Annotated in this window: 17 protein-coding genes and 1 pseudogene; 11 read left to right on the top strand and 7 right to left on the bottom strand. The window is 70.1% G+C overall.

The window, feature by feature from the left end:
* The 4 genes and pseudogenes from EEJ42_RS09960 to tkt form a co-directional block, all read right to left on the bottom strand.
* Window positions 1-1,061, bottom strand: a pseudogene (locus tag EEJ42_RS09960) (glucose-6-phosphate dehydrogenase assembly protein OpcA); the annotation flags it as partial.
* Window positions 1,058-2,584: a glucose-6-phosphate dehydrogenase gene (gene zwf / locus EEJ42_RS09965; protein WP_123099624.1), complete on the bottom strand. Its 1,527-nt coding sequence runs from the start codon at window positions 2,582-2,584 to the stop codon at window positions 1,058-1,060. The gene zwf and the pseudogene EEJ42_RS09960, both read right to left, overlap by 4 nt.
* Before the next feature lie 5 nt (window positions 2,585-2,589).
* Complete coding sequence (tal, locus tag EEJ42_RS09970; RefSeq protein ID WP_123099611.1) at window positions 2,590-3,708, bottom strand: transaldolase; 1,119 nt, start codon at window positions 3,706-3,708, stop codon at window positions 2,590-2,592.
* Between the two features lie 47 nt (window positions 3,709-3,755).
* Window positions 3,756-5,834, bottom strand: coding sequence for a transketolase (tkt, locus tag EEJ42_RS09975; protein WP_123099612.1), 2,079 nt, complete (start codon window positions 5,832-5,834; stop codon window positions 3,756-3,758).
* Window positions 5,835-6,183: 349 nt separating this feature from the next.
* On the opposite strand from tkt, the gene EEJ42_RS09980 reads away from it, so the two are divergent.
* The 3 genes from EEJ42_RS09980 (at window position 6,184) to EEJ42_RS09990 (ending at window position 8,858) form a co-directional block, all read left to right on the top strand.
* On the top strand, window positions 6,184-7,149 hold the full coding sequence (locus EEJ42_RS09980; RefSeq protein ID WP_184503015.1) for a heme o synthase: 966 nt from the start codon (window positions 6,184-6,186) through the stop codon (window positions 7,147-7,149).
* A gap of 56 nt (window positions 7,150-7,205) precedes the next feature.
* A complete protein-coding gene (locus tag EEJ42_RS09985; protein ID WP_123099614.1) occupies window positions 7,206-7,541 on the top strand; it encodes a hypothetical protein in 336 nt (111 codons plus the stop codon).
* A gap of 150 nt (window positions 7,542-7,691) precedes the next feature.
* A complete protein-coding gene (locus EEJ42_RS09990) occupies window positions 7,692-8,858 on the top strand; it encodes an amidohydrolase (RefSeq protein ID WP_246096312.1) in 1,167 nt (388 codons plus the stop codon).
* On the opposite strand, the gene EEJ42_RS09995 is transcribed toward EEJ42_RS09990, so the two are convergent.
* The 3 genes from EEJ42_RS09995 to EEJ42_RS10005 all read right to left on the bottom strand — a co-directional run bounded on the left by EEJ42_RS09995 (window position 8,798) and on the right by EEJ42_RS10005 (window position 11,643).
* Complete coding sequence (locus EEJ42_RS09995) at window positions 8,798-9,829, bottom strand: COX15/CtaA family protein (RefSeq protein WP_123099616.1); 1,032 nt, start codon at window positions 9,827-9,829, stop codon at window positions 8,798-8,800. The genes EEJ42_RS09990 and EEJ42_RS09995 overlap by 61 nt on opposite strands.
* Before the next feature lie 117 nt (window positions 9,830-9,946).
* On the bottom strand, window positions 9,947-10,720 hold the full coding sequence (locus EEJ42_RS10000; RefSeq protein WP_123099617.1) for an ABC transporter permease: 774 nt from the start codon (window positions 10,718-10,720) through the stop codon (window positions 9,947-9,949).
* Window positions 10,717-11,643, bottom strand: coding sequence for an ABC transporter ATP-binding protein (locus EEJ42_RS10005; protein WP_123099618.1), 927 nt, complete (start codon window positions 11,641-11,643; stop codon window positions 10,717-10,719). The genes EEJ42_RS10000 and EEJ42_RS10005 overlap by 4 nt, the downstream gene beginning before the upstream one ends.
* A 217-nt stretch (window positions 11,644-11,860) precedes the next feature.
* Here EEJ42_RS10005 and EEJ42_RS10010 point away from each other — a divergent pair, with 217 nt between their 5' ends.
* The 8 genes from EEJ42_RS10010 (at window position 11,861) to EEJ42_RS10045 (ending at window position 18,510) form a co-directional block, all read left to right on the top strand.
* Window positions 11,861-12,688: a helix-turn-helix transcriptional regulator gene (locus EEJ42_RS10010; RefSeq protein WP_184503016.1), complete on the top strand. Its 828-nt coding sequence runs from the start codon at window positions 11,861-11,863 to the stop codon at window positions 12,686-12,688.
* The gene (sufB, locus tag EEJ42_RS10015; protein ID WP_123099619.1) at window positions 12,685-14,106 is read left to right on the top strand and encodes a Fe-S cluster assembly protein SufB; all 1,422 of its coding nucleotides are present in this window, start codon (window positions 12,685-12,687) and stop codon (window positions 14,104-14,106) included. Before EEJ42_RS10010 ends, sufB begins: the two co-directional genes overlap by 4 nt.
* 79 nt (window positions 14,107-14,185) lie before the next feature.
* On the top strand, window positions 14,186-15,355 hold the full coding sequence (gene sufD, locus EEJ42_RS10020) for a Fe-S cluster assembly protein SufD (protein ID WP_123099620.1): 1,170 nt from the start codon (window positions 14,186-14,188) through the stop codon (window positions 15,353-15,355).
* Window positions 15,352-15,675: a bifunctional 3-phenylpropionate/cinnamic acid dioxygenase ferredoxin subunit gene (locus EEJ42_RS10025; RefSeq protein WP_123099621.1), complete on the top strand. Its 324-nt coding sequence runs from the start codon at window positions 15,352-15,354 to the stop codon at window positions 15,673-15,675. Before sufD ends, EEJ42_RS10025 begins: the two co-directional genes overlap by 4 nt.
* Before the next feature lie 7 nt (window positions 15,676-15,682).
* Window positions 15,683-16,447: a Fe-S cluster assembly ATPase SufC gene (sufC, locus tag EEJ42_RS10030; RefSeq protein ID WP_009718820.1), complete on the top strand. Its 765-nt coding sequence runs from the start codon at window positions 15,683-15,685 to the stop codon at window positions 16,445-16,447.
* Window positions 16,444-17,700, top strand: a complete 1,257-nt coding sequence (locus EEJ42_RS10035; RefSeq protein ID WP_123099622.1) for a cysteine desulfurase — start codon at window positions 16,444-16,446, stop codon at window positions 17,698-17,700. The genes sufC and EEJ42_RS10035 overlap by 4 nt, the downstream gene beginning before the upstream one ends.
* A gap of 10 nt (window positions 17,701-17,710) precedes the next feature.
* Window positions 17,711-18,175, top strand: coding sequence for a Fe-S cluster assembly sulfur transfer protein SufU (gene sufU / locus EEJ42_RS10040; protein ID WP_123099623.1), 465 nt, complete (start codon window positions 17,711-17,713; stop codon window positions 18,173-18,175).
* Window positions 18,172-18,510: a metal-sulfur cluster assembly factor gene (locus EEJ42_RS10045; protein ID WP_009718823.1), complete on the top strand. Its 339-nt coding sequence runs from the start codon at window positions 18,172-18,174 to the stop codon at window positions 18,508-18,510. The genes sufU and EEJ42_RS10045 overlap by 4 nt, the downstream gene beginning before the upstream one ends.
* Window positions 18,511-18,577 lie beyond the last annotated feature (67 nt).

Raw genomic sequence — 18,577 nt, forward strand, 5'->3', positions numbered from 1 at the left:
GGGGCGGGGCCGGGGGCGCGGGCGCCTCGGCGGTCGCGGTGGCGGTGCCGCCACTGCTTGCCGCCGCGGTCCCGCCGCCGTTCAGCTTGTTCACGCCGAACTTCACCGAGATCGCGTACATCTCGTCCGGGTCGAGCCGCCGCAGCTCCTCGGCGATCAGCTCCGACATCTCCCGCCGCTGGAGCGCGACGTGCCGGTCCGGCTGGCCCGGCATCGCCAGCTCGGCCAGCGCACCGTCGGCCCGGTCCAGGCAGATCACGCCGTCGGCCGTCTCCAGCCGCACCGCGGTCAGCCCCGGGCCCTCGGAGATCTGCCGGTCGACCGGGACCCGCAGCCGCTCGGCGAGCCACAGCGCGAGCAGTTCGCTGCTCGGGTTGTACGCCTCGCCCTCGACGACCGCGGAGGTGATNCAGCGCGAGCAGTTCGCTGCTCGGGTTGTACGCCTCGCCCTCGACGACCGCGGAGGTGATCTTCGAGTGCTTCTGGTCCAGCGCGGCCGCCAGCACACTGCGCCACGGGGTGATCCGGGTCCACGCCAGGTCGGTGTCGCCCGGGGTGTACGTCTCGGCCCGCAGGCCCAGCGTGGCGACCGGGTCCTCGGTGGCCTGGGCGTCGGTGATGCGGCGCTGGGCCAGCTGCCCCAGCAGGTCCTTGGCGGGGTGCTCCGGGGCGTCCTCGGGCCACCACACCACGACCGGGGCGTCCGGCAGCAGCAGCGGCAGGACCACCGAGTAGGCGTGGTTGGCGAGTTCGCCGTGGAGCCGCAGCAGGACCGTCTCACCGGTGCCGGTCTCGCCGCCGACCCGGACCTCGGCGTCCATCCGGGCCATCTTGCGGTCGCGCGGCGAGCGGCCCGGCCGCTTGATGACGACCAGGATGCGCGAGGGGTGTTCCTTGGAGGCCTCGCTCGCGGCCTTCAGCGCGTCGTAGTGGTTGCCCTCGTCGGTGACGATGACGAGGGTGAGCACCATGCCCACGGCCGGGGTGCCGGTGGCCCGGCGCGCCTGGACCAGAGCGGAGTTGATCCGGCTGGACGTGGTGTCCGTGAGATCGATGTTCATGGCCGCCGCCAGCTCCGTCCGTCTCGTGCGAGCATCTCGTCCGCGGCCTTCGGCCCCCAGGTACCGGCCGTGTACTGCTCGGGCTTCCCGTGCTTGTCCCAGTACTCCTCGATCGGGTCGAGGATCCGCCAGGACTCCTCCACCTCCTGGTGGCGCGGGAAGAGGTTCGCGTCGCCCAGCAGGACGTCGAGCAGCAGCCGCTCGTACGCCTCGGGGCTGGACTCGGTGAAGGACTCGCCGTACTGGAAGTCCATCGTCACATCGCGGATCTCCATGGAGGTGCCGGGCACCTTGGAGCCGAACCGGATGGTGACGCCCTCGTCCGGCTGCACCCGGATGACCAGGGCGTTCTGCCCCAGCTCCTGGGTGTCGGTGGCATCGAAGGGGGAGTGCGGGGCGCGCTGGAAGACCACGGCGATCTCGGTGACCCGGCGACCCAGCCGCTTGCCGGTGCGCAGGTAGAAGGGGACGCCCGCCCAGCGGCGGTTGTCGATCTCCAGCTTGACCGCGGCGTAGGTGTCGGTCTTCGACTGCGAGTCGATGCCGTCCTCCTCGAGGTAGCCGCGCACCTCCTCGCCGCCCTGCCAGCCGTGGGCGTACTGGCCGCGCACGGTGTGCTTGCCCAGTTCGCGCGGCAGCTTGACCGCGGTGAGCACCTTCAGCTTCTCGGTGACCAGTGCCTTGGCGTCGAAGGAGGCGGGCTCCTCCATGGCGGTCAGGGCGAGCAGCTGGAGCAGGTGGTTCTGGATGACGTCCCGGGCGGCGCCGATGCCGTCGTAGTAGCCCGCGCGGCCGCCGATGCCGATGTCCTCGGCCATGGTGATCTGCACGTGGTCGACGTACGAACGGTTCCACAGCGGCTCGAACATGGTGTTGGCGAAGCGCAGCGCCAGGATGTTCTGGACCGTCTCCTTGCCCAGGTAGTGGTCGATCCGGAAGACATCGCTGGGCCGGAAGACCTCGTGGACGACCTGGTTCAGCTCCTGGGCGCTCTCCAGGTCGTGGCCGAAGGGCTTCTCGATGACGGCGCGCCGCCAGGAGTGGTTCTGCCCGTCGGACAGCCCGTGCTTCTTGAGCTGCTGCACCACGTTGGGGAAGAACTTGGGCGGCACGGAGAGGTAGAAGGCGAAGTTGCCGCCGGTGCCGCGGGCCTTGTCCAGCTCCTCTATGGTCGCCCGCAGCTTCTCGAACGCCTCGTCGTCGGAGAACTCCCCGGGGACGAAGCGGAATCCCTCGGCGAGCTGCTGCCAGACCTCTTCGCGGAACGGGGTCCGGGCGTGTTCCTTGACGGCGTCGTGGACGACCTGGGCGAAGTCCTCGTTCTCCCAGTCGCGGCGGGCGAAGCCGACGAGCGAGAAGCCCGGCGGCAGCAGGCCGCGGTTGGCCAGGTCGTAGACGGCGGGCATCAGCTTCTTGCGGGACAAGTCACCGGTGACCCCGAAGATGACCAGGCCGGACGGCCCCGCGATGCGCGGGAGCCGCCGGTCCTTCGGGTCACGCAGCGGATTGCTGCTGATGGTCAAGGTGTTCACGCCTCCGACGGTGCGAGGCGGTTCAGCTCCGCCTCGGTGGACTTCAGCAGGTCGTTCCAGGACGCCTCGAACTTCTCGACGCCCTCGTCCTCCAGAAGCTGTACGACCTCGTCGTACGAGATGCCGATCGAGGCCAGCGCCTCGATGTCGGCCTTGGCCTGCTCGTACGCACCGGCCACGGTGTTGCCCTTGATCTCGCCGTGGTCGCCGACCGCGTCGAGGGTGGCTTCCGGCATGGTGTTGACGGTGCCCGGGGCGACCAGGTCGTCGACGTACAGGGTGTCCTTGTAGGCCGGGTCCTTGACGCCGGTGGAGGCCCACAGCGGGCGCTGCCGGTTGGCGTTCGCCCGGTCCAGGGCGGCCCAGCGGTCGGAGCCGAAGACCTCCTCGTACGCCTGGAAGGCGAGCCGGGCGTTGGCCAGGGCGGCCTTGCCGCGCAGGGCCTTGGCCTCGTCGGTGCCGAGCTTGTCGATGCGCTTGTCGATCTCGGTGTCCACCCGGGACACGAAGAAGGACGCCACCGAGTGGATCTTGGAGATGTCGAGGCCGGCGGCCTTCGCCTTCTCCAGACCCGTCAGGTAGGCGTCCATGACCGCGCGGTAGCGCTCCAGGGAGAAGATCAGCGTGACGTTGACGCTGATGCCCAGGCCGATCACCTCGGTGATCGCCGGAAGCCCCGCCTGGGTGGCCGGGATCTTGATGAAGGTGTTGGGGCGGTCCACCAGCCAGGCCAGCTGCTTGGCCTCGGCGATGGTGGCGGCCGTGTTGTGGGCCAGCCGCGGGTCGACCTCGATGGAGACCCGGCCGTCCTGGCCGCCGGTCGCGTCGTGGACCGGGCGCAGGATGTCGGCGGCGTCCCGGACGTCCGCGGTGGTGATCATCCGGACGGCTTCCTCGACGGTGACCTTGCGGGCAGCGAGATCGGTGAGCTGCTGCTCGTAACCGTCGCCGCCGGAGATCGCCTTCTGGAAGATCGACGGGTTGGTGGTGACGCCGACGACGTGCTGCTGGTCGATCAGTTCGGCGAGATTGCCGGAGGTGATCCGCTTCCGGGAGAGGTCGTCGAGCCAGATCGCGACGCCTTCGTCGGCCAGCCGCTTGAGTGCGTCTGTCATGGGGTGTGTCTCCTGTTGCTCGTCGCTGTTCAAGTCGGATGCGGGCGTCACCGCCCGGCGGCGTCCAGGGACTCGCGGGCGGCGGTGACCACGGCGTCGGCCGTCAGACCGAATTCCCGGTAGAGCACCTTGTAATCGGCGGAGGCGCCGAAGTGCTCCAGCGAGACGATGCGGCCCGCCTCGCCGACGTAGCGGTACCAGGTCAGGCCGATGCCGGCCTCGACGGCCACGCGCGCCTTCACGGACGGCGGCAGCACGCTGTCGCGGTACCCCTTGTCCTGCTCTTCGAACCACTCGATCGAGGGCATCGAGACGACGCGGGTCGGCACACCGGCGGCCTGGAGCTGCTCGCGCGCCTCGACGGCGAGCTGGACCTCGGAGCCGGTGCCGATCAGGATCACCTGCGGCTGGCCGCCCTCGGCCTCGAACAGGACGTAACCGCCCTTGGCGGCGTTCTCGTCGGCCTCGTACGTCGGCACGTTCTGCCGGGTGAGCGCGAGGCCGTGCGGGGCCGGGTTGGCGCCGTGGCGGCGGGTGATCTCGCGCCAGGCGATGGCGGTCTCGTTGGCGTCGGCCGGGCGGACGATGTTCAGGCCCGGGATGGCGCGCAGCGCGGACAGGTGCTCGACCGGCTGGTGGGTGGGGCCGTCCTCGCCGAGGCCGATGGAGTCGTGCGTCCACACGTAGGTGACCGGCAGCTTCATCAGCGCGGCCAGCCGCACGGCCGGGCGCATGTAGTCGGAGAAGACGAGGAACGTACCGCCGTAGACACGGGTGTTGCCGTGCAGCGCGATGCCGTTCATGGTCGAGCCCATGGCGTGCTCGCGGATGCCGAAGTGGATCGTCCTCCCGTAGGGGTCGGCCTCCGGCAGCGGGTTGCCCTTGGGGAGGAAGGACGAGGACGCGTCGATGGTGGTGTTGTTGGAGCCCGCGAGGTCGGCCGAGCCGCCCCACAGCTCCGGCAGCACCCCGCCGAGCGCCTTGAGCACCTGGCCGGACGCCTTGCGGGTGGCGACGTCCTTGCCCGCCTCGAAGACCGGCAGCGCGCTCTCCCAGCCCTCCGGCAGCTCACCGGCGGCGATGCGGTCGAACTCGGCGGCGCGCTCGGGGTTGTTGTTGCGCCACTCCTGGAGCTTCTTGTCCCAGGCGGCGTGCGCCTCGCGGCCGCGGTCGACCAGCCCGCGGGCGTGGTTGATGACCTCGGTGTCGACCTGGAAGTGCTGCTCGGGGTCGAAGCCCAGGACCCGCTTGGTGGCGGCGACCTCGTCGGCGCCGAGCGCGGAGCCGTGGGACGCCTCGGTGTTCTGCGCGTTCGGCGCGGGCCAGGCGATGATCGTGCGGGCGGCGATGATCGAGGGGCGCTCGGTCTCGTCCTGCGCCGCCTTGAGCGCCGCGTACAGCTGCTCGATGTCGAAGTCGCCGCTGGCCGCCTGCTCGATGCGCTGGACGTGCCAGCCGTACGCCTCGTACCGCTTCAGTACGTCCTCGGACAGCGCGGTGGCGGTGTCACCCTCGATGGAGATGTGGTTGTCGTCGTACAGCGCGACGATGTTGCCCAGCTTCTGGTGTCCGGCCAGCGAGGACGCCTCGGCGGAGATGCCCTCCTCCAGGTCGCCGTCGGAGACGATCGCCCAGATGGTGTGGTCGAACGGGGAGGCGCCCTCGGGCGCCTCCGGGTCGAAGAGACCGCGCTCGTAGCGGGCGGCCATCGCCATGCCCACCGCGTTCGCGATGCCCTGGCCGAGCGGCCCGGTCGTGGTCTCCACACCGGTGGTGTGGCCGTACTCCGGGTGGCCCGGGGTGAGGCTGCCCCAGGTGCGGAAGGACTTCAGGTCCTCCAGCTCCAGGCCGAAGCCCGCCAGGTAGAGCTGCACGTAGAGAGTCAGGCTGGTGTGCCCCGGGGACAGGACGAAACGATCACGGCCCGCCCAGTCCGCGTCGGAGGGGTCGTGCCGCATGAGCTTCTGGAAGAGAAGGTACGCGGCGGGCGCGAGACTCATGGCCGTGCCAGGGTGGCCGTTACCGACCTTCTGTACGGAGTCCATGGCCAGGACGCGGGCGGTGTCCACGGCCCGCTGGTCCAGATCGGTCCATTCAAGGTCTGTGGTAGTCGGCTTGGTGCTCACCCTGAGTCAGGGCTCCTCTCCACAATGTCGCTGTCCGGTGACCGTGTGCACACCGGCGAGGTCGAGCCTACCCCTGTAAGAACGGTCATCTTTTCGAGTTCCACTCAACGCCTTACGAAACGAATCTCAAGGTCGCGGCATTCCCTCGGAGTTCTCTCCGAGGGCCATGGAATACGGCGTTCCGTAACCTGTACGGGGCGTCCGCGCAGGTCTTCGAGGGGCATCAACACGACCCGACCCCGGCGGCAGGCGGCGTATCCGCTACGTCTAGAGTGGCGTGGTACGCGCAAGTCTTTACCGGGGTTTCATCTCCGGTGCTTGCTGGTTCTTGCTTCCACCAGGGGTGTGCGTGACGGCCGTCGAATCCCGTCCTGCGGGGGTGCTCGAAACGAGCGAATCGAGCCTCGGGCAGCGGCTTCCCGGCCGCCGGCCGTTCGGGGCCCGGGTCAAGGCGTTCGTGACGCTGACCAAGCCGCGCGTCATCGAACTGCTGCTGATGACCACGGTGCCGGTCATGTTCCTGGCCGCCCAGGGCGTCCCGGATCTGTGGCTGGTCCTCGCGACCTGCGTCGGCGGCTATCTGTCCGCCGGTGGCGCCGCCGCGTTCAACATGTACTACGACCGCGACATCGACGCGATGATGGACCGCACGTCGCAGCGTCCCGTGGTCACCGGCATGGTCTCGCCGCGCGAGTGCCTGGTCTTCGCCTTCTCGCTCGCCGTCGTGTCCACGGCCTGGTTCTGGGTTCTGGTCAACCCGCTGTCGTCGATGCTGGCACTCGGTGCGCTGGTCTTCTACGTCGTCGTCTACACGATGTGGCTCAAGCGGCGTACCTCGCAGAACATCGTCTGGGGCGGCATCGCGGGCTGTATGCCGGTGCTCATCGGATGGTCGTCGGTCACCAATGAGGTCTCCTGGGCCGCGGTGATCCTCTTCCTGGTCATCTTCTTCTGGACGCCGCCGCACTACTGGCCGCTGTCGATGAAGGTCAAGGAGGACTACGAGCGGGCGAGCGTGCCGATGCTGCCCGTCATCGCGGGCAACAAGGCGGTCGCCCGGCAGATCGTCCTCTACAGCTGGGCCATGGTCGGCGTCTCGCTGCTGCTGTGGCCGCTCGGCTACACCGGCTGGTTCTACCCGGTCGTGGCGACCGTGCTGGGCGCGTTCTGGCTCAAGGAGGCGCACGGGCTCCAGGCACGCGCCCGGGCCGAGATCACCGGCGCGAAGCTCAAGGAGATGCGGCTGTTCCACTGGTCCATCACCTATGTCTCGCTGCTCTTCGTCGCCGTCGCGGTGGACCCCTTCCTGCGCTGACCCCTCCTGCGGTGTTCCCCTTCCAGCCGTGATTACTGGCGGGTAGCATCGGTGGTATGGCAGATACCACGCAGGCGTCCCCGAAGGACGAGAAGCGGGCCCAGCGACTCGCCCACCAGATCACGGCCTTCGCCAAGAGCCACGGCGGCAGCGCCGAGGGCCAGCTCGCCCACATCGGGCGCGGCACCGTCCGGATCGCCCTGGTGGGCGCCAACGGGGAGTGGGGCACCCTCGTCGCCCCCTCCCAGGAGACGGCCCGCCGCGCCGTGGAGATCGCCGGGCTCACGCTGAGCGACGACTTCGACGGCGAGCTCGCGGCGAAGGTCCGTACGGGCCCGTACGAATGGAAGCGGATGGCCGGTATCCAACTGGGCGGCCCCCGCAACACCTGAACCGCCGGAGACTCTCCCGCCGGACCGGCACAATGGGGCCGCGCCCGCATACGGCCGGTCCGCCGGTACCGCCGGACCCCGACCGGCGACACCTCGTGCGGCATCCGGGCGTTAAGCCCTGCGATGCCGGAGGGCGAGGAGGCGGCGGCGATGGACGAGGCGACGGGTTCCCCGGACACCCTGGGGCCTTGCGGACACGCCCCGGGGCCCGCTACCGGCCCGGTGCCCCGGGACGGACCGGGCGTGGAGCTGCCGCCGCTGGTCGATCAGCACGGCCACGGCATCGTCCACGGCGAGCTGGGCCTCGGCTCGTTCGAGACCCATCTGGCCACCGCCGCGGGATCGGGCCCGGCCCCGGCGGGGACCACGTACTTCGACAGCTGGACCGGGCTCGCCGTGCGCCGCTGGTGCCCGCCGCTGCTGGGCATGGAGCCGCACTGCACGCCCGTGCGCTATCTCGCCCGCCGCCGCGAGCTGGGCGCCTACCGCGCCGCCCGGCTGCTGCTGCGCGGCGCGGGCATCGGCACCTTTCTGCTGGAGTCGGGCGCCCCCAGCGACCTCACCTCGCCCGCCGAGCTGGCGGTGGCCGCCGAGGGCCGGGTCCATGAGGTCGTACGGCTCGAACCGCTGGCCGACCAGGTCGCGGACACCTCCGGGACGGTCGACGCGTTCATGGGCAACACCGCCGAGGCCCTGTACGCCGCCGCCCAGCACGCCACCGCCTTCGCGCTGGGCATCACCTTCTGCGACGAGACCCCGCCCGACCCGCGCGAGGTGCGGCGCGCGGCGGCCCGGCGGCTCTCCGCGCGCCCGGTCCGCAACCGGGCGCCCGACCCCGTGCTCGCCCAGCACCTGATGTGGAGCGCCGTGGCGACCGGGCTGCCGGTGCAGCTGCACTGCGCCGATCCGCGGCCGCTCCTCGGCTTCTTACGCGCCACCGCCGGGTTCGGCACCGACCTGGTGCTGCTGCCCGACCGGCCGCACCATCGCCGCGCGGCCCAGCTCGCCGCCGTCTTCCCGCACGTCTACGCGGACGCGGGGCCGCGGCCCGCGGAGACGCTGGGCGAGGCGCCGTTCGGCAAGCTGCTGTTCTCCACCGGCGCCCGAGCGCTGCCCGAGCTGTATGTGACCGCCGCCCGGTTGTTCGGGCAGGCCATGGACCGGCTGGCGGCCGAGTGGGTCGCCGACGGCATCTGTACGAGGGCGGAGGCCCGGCGGATCGCCGGGCTGGTCGGGGCCGGGACGGCGCGCCGGGTCTACCGGCTGGACGCGGCGGGCTCGGGCGCCGGGTCGGGGTCCGCCGGGGTCTCCGGCTGAAGCGGTTCGTGGTCGCGGTCGCCCGTGGGGCCGGGCTCCGGGACGGCATCGAGCGCGGGGCGCTCGCGCTGCGCGAAGAACACCCGCAGGACCGCGATCCACACCAGGCAGGACCCGAACATGTGGACGCCGACGACCACCTCGGGCAGGCCCGTGGCGTACTGCACGTACCCGATCACGCCCTGGAGGAGCAGCACGCCCAGCAGCTCGAGCACCGTACGGCGCACGGCCGCCGGGGCCTGCACGGCGCGCAGCACGAACCACAGGGCGACGGTGAGGCCCAGCACGATGTAGACGAAGTCCACGTGCAGCTGGGTGATCTCCTGCCAGTCCAGCGGGATCCGGTGCACCTCACGGGCGTCACCGGCGTGCGGACCGGAGCCGGTGACCACGGTGCCGAGCAGGACCAGCGTCAGGGTCGCGCCGACCAGCAGCCCGGTCAGCTGGCGCACCGGCCGGGCCACCAGGTCGCGCGGCGCGCCGTCGCCCTCGCGGGAGCGCTGCCAGACCAGCATCGCGATCGTGAGGAGCGCGGTGGCCAGCAGGAAGTGCGAGCTGACGATGTACGGGTTCAGGCCGGTGAGGACGATGATGCCGCCGATGACGGCGTTGCTCATGATCAGCCAGAACTGGACCCAGCCCAGCCGGGTCAGGGAGCGGCGCACCGGCTGACGGGCCCGGGCGGCGATGATCAGCAGGCCGACGAACGCGCACAGCACGTACGTCAGCATGCGGTTGCCGAACTCGATGGCGCCGTGGATGCCCATGTCGGCGGTGGGCGTCAGGCTCCCGGAGGTGCACCTCGGCCAGGTGTCACAGCCCAGCCCGGACTCGGTCAGCCGCACCGCGCCCCCGGTGACGACGATGACCACGGCCATCACCACGGTGGCGAGCGCGGCGCGCTCCACGAAGCGCGCGGAGGGCTGCCAGCGCCGGGCGATCAGCTCGAACGGATTCAGCGAATTCGGCACGGAGCCATCGTAGGACGGAGCTTGTGCAGCTTTTCACGAGGGTCCCGGTTACCGGGGGACACGAGGTTCACGTACCCGGGAAGCCCCTCGCTCCCCGCGGATCGGCGGATCAGCGGATCACTCCCAGCGGAAGAACCGCGCCGCCGCACCGAGCCCCAGCACCGCCCACACGGCCAGGATCGCCAGGTCCCGCCAGGGCATCCCCGCGCCGTCCTGGAGGACGTCCCGCAGCCCGCCGGAGAGCGCCGAGATCGGCAGCAGCTCCAGGACGCCCCGTACGGCGCCCGGGAACTTGTCCAGCGAGACGATCACCCCGCCGCCCACGAGCAGCAGCAGGAAGACCAGGTTGGCGGCGGCAAGCGTCGCCTCGGCCTTGAGGGTGCCCGCCATCAGCAGCCCGAGCCCGGAGAACGCGGCGGTGCCGAGGACCAGCAGCAGCACCACGGCGAGCGGGTCGCCCTGCGGCGACCAGTCCAGCGCGAAGGCGATCGCGGTCAGCAGCACGATCTGGAGGATCTCGGTGACCAGTACCGCGCACGTCTTGGCGGCCATCAGCGCCCAGCGGGGCAGCGGGGAGACGGCGAGCCGCTTGAGCACGCCGTACCGCCGCTCGAAGCCCGTCGCGATGGCCTGTCCGGTGAAGGCCGTGGACAGGACGGCGAGCGCCAGTACACCGGGCGCGAGGAAGTCGACGGCGTTCCCGGGGACGCCGGTGTCAACGATGTCGATGCTGCTGAAGAGCACCAGGACGAGGGACGGGATGACGACGGTCAGCAGCAGCTGCTCGCCGTTGCGCAGCAGCATCCGGGTCTCCAGTGCGGCCTGCGCGCGGATCATCCGGAGCAGCGGTGCCGCCCCCGGCTTGGGGACATAGGTGCCTGTGGCGGTCACGCGCGCAGCTCCTTACCGGTGAGCTCCAGGAAGACGTCCTCCAAGGTGTGCCGCTCGACCGAGATGCGGTCGGGCATGACGCCGTTCTGTGCGCACCAGGAGGTGACGGTGGCCAGCATCTGCGGGTTGACCTTGCCGGTGACCCGGTAGCCGCCGGGGGTCAGCTCGGCGGCCGTGCTGTCGACGGGCAGCGCCTTGAGCAGCGAGGCCAGGTCGAGCGCGGGGCGGCCGCTGAAGCGCAGGGTGTTCTCGGCGCCGCCGCGGCACAGCTCCTCGGGGGTGCCGTGGGCGATCACCTTGCCGCCGTCGATGATCGCGACGTGGTCGGCGAGCTGTTCGGCCTCGTCCATGTAGTGCGTGGTCAGCACGACGGTCACGCCGTCGCGGCGCAGATCGCGGACGAGGTCCCAGGTGGCGCGGCGGGCCTGCGGGTCGAGTCCGGCGGTGGGCTCGTCGAGGAAGACCAGTTCGGGGCGGCCGACGACGGCCATGGCGAGCGCGAGCCGCTGCTGCTGGCCGCCGGAGAGCCGCCGGTAGGTCGTCCGGCCGCAGGAGCCGAGGCCGAGCCGGTCGATGAGGTCGGGGACGTCCAGGGGATGGGCGTGGAGGGAGGCGGTGTGGCGCAGCATCTCTTCTGCGCGTGCCCCGGAATAAACCCCTCCGGACTGGAGCATGACGCCCACCCGCGGCCGCAGCGCCGCCGCGTCGGCGACCGGGTCGAGGCCGAATATGCGGACCGTCCCGGCGTCGGGGCGGCGATATCCCTCGCAGGTCTCGACGGTGGTGGTCTTGCCGGCGCCGTTGGGGCCGAGGACGGCGCTCACGGTGCCGCGGCCGACGGACAGGTCGAGCCCGTCGACGGCGGTCTTCGAGCCGTACCGTTTGACCAGGCCGACGACGTCGACCGCGGGCTCTTCTCGCATGTCCGGCAGTCTACGAACGGCGGGTGGGGCCGTGGGCGGCAGGGCCGGAACGAACCGCTGGCCGGGGCCGGTACGGGATCCCTCCCGACCCCTTCCGACGAGCCGGGCAGCCGCATCGTCGCAGGTCACACTTAGGTACGCCTAAGTGACGCACTCCACCGGAAGGTCCCTCCGTTCCCGCTTGTACCTTGCGGAAGAATTACGCAACAATGGCGTTGTGAAATACGCGAGCGAGGCTCCCCAGGGACGCGCGGCCGAGTCGGCCGCGCGGTCCGGCATGCCTGCCGCGACCGCCCCGGAGGAGCAGCACGGCACCCGGAACCGGGTTGCCCGCTCCATCCTCGACCACGGCCCGTCCACCGCCGCCGAGCTCGCCCTGCGGCTGGAGCTGACCCAGGCGGCCGTGCGGCGCCACCTCGACACCCTCGTCGCCGACGGCGTCGTCGAGCCCCGCGAGAAGAGGGTGTACGGGGCGCGGCGGCGCGGCCGCCCGGCCAAGGCGTTCGCCCTGACGGACTGCGGCCGTGACGCCTTCGACCAGGCCTATGACGATCTCGCCGTCGACGCCCTGCGCTGGATCGAGCAGAGCGCGGGCGGTGGCGAGAAGGGCCGGGCCGCCGTCGCGGCGTTCGCCCGCGCCAGGCTCTCCGCCCAGGCCGAGGGATACCGCGGTGCCGTCGAGGCGGCCGCCCCCGGGCGGCGTACCGAAGCCCTGGCGGGCGCACTGTCCGCGGACGGGTACGCTGCTACGGCGCGCAGCGCGCCGGTCGGCGAACAGCTCTGCCAGCACCACTGCCCGGTCGCCCACGCAGCCGAGCGATATCCGCAGCTGTGTGAGGCGGAGACCGAGGTCTTCTCCCAGCTGCTCGGGACTCATGTCCAGCGTCTGGCCACCATCGCCCATGGCGACGGGGTGTGCACGACGTTCATTCCGAAGACCGGACACCAGGCCGGACAGACCGGCACCGCGGTCGAGAAGACCGACCACCGCATCACCAAGACCACCACAGCATCTGCCAGCACGGCCGGGAGGAACCCCGAATGACTCTCCCCACGGAGACTGCTCACCCCGAGCTTGAGGGTCTGGGCAACTACGAGTACGGCTGGGCCGACTCCGACGTGGCCGGCGCCTCTGCCAAGCGCGGCCTCTCCGAGGAGGTCGTCCGCGACATCTCGGCGAAGAAGTCCGAGCCGGAGTGGATGCTCAAGCTCCGCCTCAAGGGCCTGAAGCTCTTCGACAAGAAGCCCATGCCCACCTGGGGCTCGGACCTGTCGGGCATCGACTTCGACAACATCAAGTACTTCGTCCGCTCCACCGAGCAGCAGGCCGCCTCCTGGGAGGACCTGCCCGAGGACATCAAGAACACGTACGACAAGCTGGGCATCCCGGAGGCCGAGAAGCAGCGCCTCGTCGCGGGTGTCGCGGCCCAGTACGAGTCCGAGGTCGTCTACCACCAGATCCGTGAGGACCTGGAGCAGCAGGGCGTCCTCTTCCTGGACACCGACACCGCGCTCAGGGAGCACCCGGAGCTCTTCAAGGAGTACTTCGGCACGGTGATCCCGGCGGGCGACAACAAGTTCGCCTCGCTGAACACGGCGGTGTGGTCCGGCGGCTCGTTCATCTACGTGCCCAAGGGCGTCCACGTGGACATCCCGCTCCAGGCGTACTTCCGGATCAACACCGAGAACATGGGCCAGTTCGAGCGGACGCTGATCATCGTCGACGAGGACGCCTACGTCCACTACGTCGAGGGCTGCACCGCGCCGATCTACAAGTCGGACTCGCTGCACTCCGCGGTCGTCGAGATCATCGTCAAGAAGGGCGGCCGCTGCCGCTACACGACCATTCAGAACTGGTCGAACAACGTGTACAACCTGGTCACCAAGCGCGCCGTGGCCTACGAGGGCGCGACCATGGAGTGGGTCGACGGAAACCTCGGCTCCAAGGTGACCATGAAGTACCCGGCCGTCTACCTGATGGGCGAGCACGCCAAGGGCGAGACGCTGTCCATCGCCTTCGCGGGCGAGGGCCAGCACCAGGACGCCGGCGCCAAGATGGTGCACATGGCGCCCCGCACCTCCTCGAACATCGTCTCCAAGTCGGTGGCCCGGGGCGGTGGCCGCACCTCCTACCGCGGTCTCATCGAGATCGGCGAGGGCGCGGAGGGCTCCAAGTCCAACGTGCTGTGCGACGCCCTGTTGGTCGACACCGTCTCGCGCTCGGACACCTACCCGTACGTGGACGTCCGCGAGGACGACGTGTCCATGGGGCACGAGGCGACCGTCTCGAAGGTCAGCGATGACCAGCTCTTCTACCTCATGAGCCGCGGTCTGTCCGAGGACGAGGCCATGGCGATGATCGTGCGCGGCTTCGTCGAGCCGATCGCGCGCGAGCTGCCCATGGAGTACGCGCTGGAGCTCAACCGGCTGATCGAGCTCCAGATGGAGGGCGCGGTCGGCTGACGCCGCCGCCCTTCCCGCCCCGCCATCGGGGCACCCCCGTGTAAGCCCCAGAAGGCAGAAAGCGAGCAGTACGACAGCCATGGCTGAAACCATTCCGGCCGGATCCACCACGGACGGCGTCATCCAGGTGGGGCAGCAGCCCATCGACGCGCGGGTGTCCGCCCCCGCGTCGTACGACGTGGCCGACTTCCCCGTGCCCCACGGGCGCGAGGAGGACTGGCGGTTCACGCCGCTGGAGCGGCTGCGCGGCCTCCACGACGGCACCGCCGTCGCCGACGGCGGCGTCAAGGTCGAGGTGTCCGCCCCCGAGGGCGTCACCGTCGAGACCGTGGGCCGTGACGACGCCCGCCTGGGGAAGGCCGGCAAGCCGGTGGACCGGGTGGCGGCCCAGGCGTACAGCTCCTTCGAGAAGGCCTCGGTCGTCTCCGTGCCCAAGGAGAAGGTGCTCGACGAGCCGGTGCGGATCGCCGTGCACGGCGAGGGCGGCACCGCCTTCGGCCACCAGGTGATCGAGGTCGGCGCCTTCGCCGAGGCCGTCGTCGTCATCGACCACACCGGTGACGCCACGCTCGCCGCCAACGTCGAGTACCTCATCGGCGACGGCGCCAAGCTCACCGTCGTCTCCGTCCAGGACTGGGACGACTCGGCCGTCCACGTCGGCCAGCACACCGCGCTGGTCGGCCGGGACGCCACCTTCAAGTCCGTGGTCGTCACCTTCGGCGGCGACCTGGTCCGGCTGCACCCGCGCGTCGTCTACGGCGCCCCGGGCGGTGAGGCCGAGCTGTACGGCCTGTACTTCACCGACAACGGCCAGCACCAGGAGCACCGGCTCTTCATCGACCACGACACCCCGCACTGCCGCAGCAACGTGGCCTACAAGGGCGCGCTGCAAGGCAAGGACGCGCACGCGGTCTGGATCGGCGATGTGCTGATCCGCGCCGCGGCCGAGGGCACGGACACCTACGAGCTGAACCGGAACCTGGTCCTCACCGACGGCGCCCGCGTCGACTCGGTGCCGAACCTGGAGATCGAGACCGGCGAGATCGTCGGTGCCGGTCACGCCAGCGCGACCGGCCGCTTCGAGGACGAGCAGCTGTTCTACCTGATGGCCCGCGGCATCCCGGCCGACGAGGCCCGTCGCCTGGTCGTCCGCGGCTTCTTCGCCGAGCTGGTCCAGCAGATCGGGCTGCCCGAGCTGGAGGAGCGCCTGATCGCCAAGATCGAGGCCGAGCTGGAGGCGTCCGTATGACCGAAACCTTCGTCCGCGCCTGTGCGCTGACCGAGCTCGAAGAGGACGCCCCCAAGCGCGTCGAGCTCGACGGCGTGCCGGTCGCGCTGGTGCGCACCGAGGGCGAGGTGTTCGCGGTCAACGACATCTGCTCGCACGCGAACGTCTCGCTGTCCGAGGGCGAGGTGGAGGACTGCCAGATCGAGTGCTGGCTGCACGGCTCCAGCTTCGACCTGCGCACCGGCAAGCCGTCCGGCCTTCCCGCGACGCGCCCCGTCCCCGTATACCCCGTAAAGATCGAAGGGGACGACGTGCTCGTCTCCGTCACCCAGGAGTCCTGAGGCACCCATGGCAACGCTTGAGATCCACGACCTGCACGTCTCCGTCGAGGCCGAGGGCGGCCCCCGCGAGATTCTGCGCGGCGTCGACCTGACCGTGAAGCAGGGCGAGACGCACGCCATCATGGGCCCCAACGGCTCCGGCAAGTCCACCCTGGCGTACTCGCTCGCCGGTCACCCGAAGTACAAGATCACGGGCGGCACCGTCACCCTCGACGGCGAGGACGTGCTGGAGATGTCCGTCGACGAGCGGGCCCGCGCCGGTGTCTTCCTCGCCATGCAGTACCCGGTCGAGGTGCCCGGCGTCTCCGTCTCCAACTTCCTGCGCACCTCCGCGACCGCGATCCGCGGCGAGGCGCCGAAGCTGCGCACCTGGGTGAAGGAGGTCAAGGAGGCCATGCAGCGCCTCTCGATCGACCCGTCCTTCGCCGAGCGGAACGTCAACGAGGGCTTCTCCGGCGGTGAGAAGAAGCGCCACGAGATCCTCCAGCTGGAGCTGCTGAAGCCGGCCATCGCGATCCTCGACGAGACCGACTCCGGTCTCGACGTCGACGCCCTGCGCGTCGTCTCCGAGGGCGTCAACCGCGTCCGCGAGTCCGGCCAGGTCGGCACCCTGCTGATCACCCACTACACGCGCATCCTGCGCTACATCAAGCCCGACCACGTCCACGTGTTCGCCGCGGGCCGGATCGCCGAGTCCGGCGGCCCGGAGCTGGCGGACAAGCTGGAGGAAGAGGGCTACGAGGAGTACGTGAAGGGAGGCGTCTCCGAGTGACACAGCTGCCGGGCCTCCTCGACACCGAGGCGATCCGCAAGGACTTCCCGATCCTGGACCGCGGGGTCCACGACGGCAAGAAGCTCGTCTACCTGGACAACGCGGCGACCTCGCAGAAGCCGCGTCAGGTCCTGGACGCGCTGAACAGCTATTACGAGCGCTCGAACGCCAATGTGCACCGTGGCGTCCACGTGCTCGCGGAGGAGGCCACGGCGCTGTACGAGGGCGCCCGCGACAAGGTCGCCACCTTCATCAACGCCCCCAGCCGCGACGAGGTGATCTTCACCAAGAACGCGTCGGAGTCGTTGAACCTGGTCGCCAACATGCTCGGCTGGGCCGATGAGCCCTACCGGGTGGACCAGGACACCGAGATCGTCATCACGGAGATGGAGCACCACTCCAACATCGTTCCGTGGCAGCTGCTCTCGCAGCGCACCGGCGCGAAGCTGAAGTGGTTCGGCCTCACCGAGGACGGCCGCCTCGACCTGTCCGAGATCGAGCAGGTCATCACGGAGAAGACCAAGGTCGTCTCCTTCGTGCTGGTCTCCAACATCCTGGGCACGGTCAACCCGGTCGAGGCGATCGTCCGCCGCGCGCAGGACGTCGGCGCCCTCGTCGTCATCGACGCCTCCCAGGCCGCCCCGCACATGCTGCTGGACGTCCAGGCGCTCCAGGCCGACTTCGTGGCCTTCACCGGCCACAAGATGTGCGGCCCGACCGGCATCGGTGTGCTGTGGGGCCGCCAGGAGCTGCTGGAGGATCTGCCTCCGTTCCTCGGCGGCGGCGAGATGATCGAGACCGTCTCGATGAACTCCTCCACCTACGCCCCCGCGCCGCACAAGTTCGAGGCCGGTACGCCCCCGATCGCCCAGGCCGTCGGCCTCGGCGCGGCCGTGGAGTATCTGACCTCGGTCGGCATGGACAACATCAACCGCCATGAGCACGCCCTGACCCACTACGCGGTCGGCAGGCTCCTGGAGGTGCCCGACCTGCGCATCATCGGCCCCACCACGGCCGAGGAGCGCGGCGCGACGATCTCCTTCACGCTCGGCGACATCCACCCGCACGACGTGGGCCAGGTCCTCGACGAGCAGGGCATCGCCGTCCGGGTCGGCCACCACTGTGCCCGTCCGGTGTGCCTGCGGTACGGAATTCCTGCGACCACGCGAGCGTCGTTCTATCTGTACTCCACGCCGGCCGAGGTGGATGCCTTGGTCGACGGGTTGGAGCACGTACGGAACTTCTTCGGCTAGGGGATGCCACGTGAAGCTGGATTCGATGTACCAGGACGTCATCCTGGACCACTACAAGCACCCCCACGGGCGGGGGCTCAGGGACGGCGACGCCGAGGTACACCACGTCAATCCGACCTGCGGTGACGAGATCACCCTCCGGGTACGGCTTGACGGCGAGACGATCGAGGACGTGAGCTACGAGGGCCAGGGCTGTTCCATCAGCCAGGCGAGCGCGTCCGTGCTCAACGACCTGCTGGTGGGCAAGGAGCTGAGCGAGGCTCGCAGGATCCAGACGACGTTTCTGGAGCTGATGCAGTCCAGGGGCCAGCTGGAGCCCGACGACGCGATGGAAGAGGTGCTGGAGGACGCGGTCGCGTTCGCCGGCGTCTCCAAGTACCCGGCCCGGGTCAAGTGCGCGCTGCTGAGCTGGATGGCATGGAAGGACGCCACCGCTCAGGCCCTGGGCGACGGCGCTGAAGGGAAGACCGCATGACTGAGAACGTGGAAACGACCACCAAGCCCGCGAGCGAGGAAGAGGTCCGCGAGGCCCTCTACGACGTGGTCGACCCCGAGTTGGGCATCGACGTGGTCAACCTCGGCCTCGTCTACGGCATTCACGTCGACGAGAGCAACATCGCCACCATCGACATGACGCTCACCTCCGCGGCTTGTCCGCTGACCGACGTCATCGAGGACCAGGCGAAGTCCGCGGCCGACGGCATCGTCAACGAGCTGCGGATCAACTGGGTCTGGATGCCGCCGTGGGGTCCCGACAAGATCACCGACGACGGCCGTGAGCAGCTGAGGGCCCTCGGCTTCAACGTCTGACCGAGGTCTCCTGGGCTTTCGAAGCGGCCCCCGCGCATCGTGCGCGGGGGCCGCTTCGTGCGTCCCG

The organism is Streptomyces botrytidirepellens (assembly GCF_003721215.1).
Taxonomy (GTDB): domain Bacteria; phylum Actinomycetota; class Actinomycetes; order Streptomycetales; family Streptomycetaceae; genus Streptomyces; species Streptomyces himastatinicus.

What these genes read in the sequence shown, in the direction of transcription:
- sufD (WP_123099620.1), top strand. Translation starts at nt 14,186, where the DNA reads ATGGCTGAAACCATTCCGGCCGGATCCACCACGGACGGCGTCATCCAG.
- sufC (WP_009718820.1), top strand. Translation starts at nt 15,683, where the DNA reads ATGGCAACGCTTGAGATCCACGACCTGCACGTCTCCGTCGAGGCCGAG.
- EEJ42_RS09985 (WP_123099614.1), top strand. Translation starts at nt 7,206, where the DNA reads ATGGCAGATACCACGCAGGCGTCCCCGAAGGACGAGAAGCGGGCCCAG.
- EEJ42_RS09990 (WP_246096312.1), top strand. Translation starts at nt 7,692, where the DNA reads ATGGACGAGGCGACGGGTTCCCCGGACACCCTGGGGCCTTGCGGACAC.
- EEJ42_RS10005 (WP_123099618.1), bottom strand. Translation starts at nt 11,643, where the DNA reads ATGCGAGAAGAGCCCGCGGTCGACGTCGTCGGCCTGGTCAAACGGTAC.
- EEJ42_RS10045 (WP_009718823.1), top strand. Translation starts at nt 18,172, where the DNA reads ATGACTGAGAACGTGGAAACGACCACCAAGCCCGCGAGCGAGGAAGAG.
- EEJ42_RS10025 (WP_123099621.1), top strand. Translation starts at nt 15,352, where the DNA reads ATGACCGAAACCTTCGTCCGCGCCTGTGCGCTGACCGAGCTCGAAGAG.
- tal (WP_123099611.1), bottom strand. Translation starts at nt 3,708, where the DNA reads ATGACAGACGCACTCAAGCGGCTGGCCGACGAAGGCGTCGCGATCTGG.
- sufB (WP_123099619.1), top strand. Translation starts at nt 12,685, where the DNA reads ATGACTCTCCCCACGGAGACTGCTCACCCCGAGCTTGAGGGTCTGGGC.